Origin of the sequence: Streptomyces coacervatus, assembly GCF_029223485.1 — a bacterium.
Classification (GTDB): Bacteria; Actinomycetota; Actinomycetes; order Streptomycetales; family Streptomycetaceae; genus Streptomyces; species Streptomyces coacervatus.
This window is the reverse complement of record NZ_JARHTP010000054.1, coordinates 1-2,560: the sequence shown is the minus strand read 5'-3', so window position 1 is coordinate 2,560 and position 2,560 is coordinate 1. Positions and strand designations below refer to the sequence as shown.

1 protein-coding gene is annotated in these 2,560 nt (G+C 68.1%); it reads left to right on the top strand.

The genetic code is table 11. The features are described from left to right. Window positions 1-2,560: type I polyketide synthase (locus P2Q00_RS50505; RefSeq protein WP_275781979.1), on the top strand; the 2,560-nt coding region annotated here is incomplete at both ends.

Below are 2,560 nucleotides of genomic sequence, written 5' to 3'. Positions count from 1 at the left end.
TCGGTCTGGGTGTTGCGGGTCATCCGTTGTTGGGTGCTGCGGTGGCGTTGGCGGACAGTGATGGGTTTTTGTTCACGGGTGTGTTGTCTGCGGGTGTGCAGGGGTGGCTTGCGGATCATGTGGTGCTGGGTGAGGTGGTGTTGCCTGGTACGGCGTTTGTGGAGTTGGCGTTGCATGCTGGTGGGCGTGTGGGGTGTGGGGGTGTTGAGGAGCTGACGTTGGAGGCGCCGTTGGTGCTTCCTGAGGGTGTTGGTGTGCGGGTGCAGTTGTTGGTGGAGGCTGCTGATGGGGTGGGTCGGCGGTCGTTCGGGGTGTTTTCGCGTCGGCGTGATGCGGTGGGTGGTGAGCCGTGGGTGCGGCATGCCACGGGTGTGTTGTCTGCCGGTTCTGGTTCCGGTGGCGTGGGTGTGGGGGAGTTTGTGGTGTGGCCGCCGGAGGGTGCGGTGGCTGTTGGGGTGGAGGGGTTGTATGGGGAGCTTGCGGAGTCGGGTCTGGGGTATGGGCCGGTGTTCCGTGGGTTGCGGGGTGTGTGGCGGCGTGGGAGTGAGTTGTTTGCCGAGGTGGTGTTGCCGGAGCGGGCGGCTGATGCTGCGGGTGCTTTCGGGTTGCACCCGGCCCTCCTCGACGCCGCCCTCCATGCGGTGGGTATCGACAGTGCCGAGCGTCGTGACGGGTCGGACGCAGGTCCGCTGATCCCGTTCGCTTGGAGTGGGGTGTCGTTGTTCGCGGCGGGTGCGTCGTCGTTGCGGGTGCGGCTTGGTGAAGTCGGGTCCGATGCGGTGTCGTTGCTGGTGGCTGATGGTGCTGGCCGTCCTGTGGCGTCGGTGGAGTCGGTGGCGTTGCGGGCTGCTTCGGCGGAACAGGTGCGTGCTGCCGCCGGCGAGCGCCACGACTCCCTCTTCCGCGTCGAGTGGACCCCCGTCCCGGTTGCGGAGACCGACGACGCTGCACGTACCTCCGACGACTGGGTCGTCCTGCCGACGTGCGACCTTTCCGGGCTCCAGGAGGCCTTGGACGGTGGTGGGGCGGTGCCGTCGGTCGTGGTGGTGGAGTGTGACTCGTCTTCGTCGGGTGAAGCCGGCGGTGATGCGTCGGGCGTGCGTGGTGTGGTGCATCGGGTTTTGGGTGTGGTGCAGGCGTGGTTGGCTGATGAGCGGTTTGCGGATGGTCGTTTGGTGTTGGTGACCCGGGGTGCTGTGGAGGCGGTTTCGGGTGAGGGGGTTGTGGATCTGGGGGGTGCTGCGGCGCGGGGGTTGTTCCGGTCGGCGCAGTCGGAGAATCCGGGTCGTCTGGTGTTGGTGGATGTGGATGATTCGGTGGTGCGGGTGGGTGCCGCGTTGCTGGGTGTGGGTGAGCCGGAGTTGGCGGTGCGTGGTGGTGTGGTGCTGGTGCCGCGTCTGGTGCGGGTGCCGGTGGCCGGTGCGGACGCGGGCACAGGTGTGTCTTTCGGTGGTGTGGGTGCCGGTGGGACGGTGCTGGTCACGGGTGCGACGGGGACGTTGGGTGCTTTGGTGGCCCGGCATCTGGTCGTCGAGCACGGCGTACGACACCTGCTGCTGACCAGCCGGCGGGGGATGGCTGCGGATGGTGCCGGGGAACTGGTCGCGGGGCTGCGTGAGTTGGGCGCGGACGTGACGCTGGTGGCGTGTGATGTGGCGGATCGGGAGGCGCTGGCCGGGGTGTTGGCGTCGGTGCCGGCTGAGTATCCGTTGTGTGCTGTGGTGCATGCGGCGGGTGTGCTCGATGACGGTGTGTTGTCGTCGTTGACGCCGGAGCGGGTGGATGCGGTGTTGCGTCCGAAGGTGGATGCGGCGTTGCTGCTGGATGAGTTGACGCGGGATGCCGGGTTGTCGGCGTTTGTGTTGTTCTCGGGTGCGGCGGCGGTGTTCGGTGCTGCCGGGCAGGGCAACTATGCGGCGGCGAATGCGTTCTTGGAGGGGTTGGCGCAGCGTCGTCGGGCTGAGGGTCTGCCGGCGAGTGCGCTGGCGTGGGGTCTGTGGGCCGAAGCCAGCGGCATGACCGGAACGCTCAGCGACCGTGACCTGCGCCGGATGTCGCGTGACGGAATGGCCGCCCTGTCGTCGGAGGAGGGGCTGGCCCTCTTCGACACGGCGGTGGGGGTGGATGAGGCGGTTCTGCTGCCGATGAGGCTGGACCTGGCGGTGCTGCGGGCTGAGGCCAGCGCCACCGGGACGGTCCCGGCACTGCTGCGCGGCCTCGTCCGCATTCCGCTGCCACGCGTGGTGGACGCCGCAACCGGCGGCACCGCGACCTCGCTCGGACAGCGCCTGGCCGGTCTGCCCGCGGTCGAACAGGACCGTGAGCTGCTCGAGTTGGTGCTGCGCAGTGTCGCCGGAGTCCTCGGCTTCGCCGGGCCTCAGGCGGTGGCGCATGGCCGTGCGTTCAAGGAGTTGGGTTTTGATTCGTTGACGGCGGTGGAGCTGCGTAATGACTTGAGGTCGGTTACGGGGCTGCGGTTGCCGGCGACGTTGGTGTTCGATTATCCGACGCCGGGTGATCTGGCGCGGTATCTGCGGGATGAGCTGGTGGGCCCGGAGGG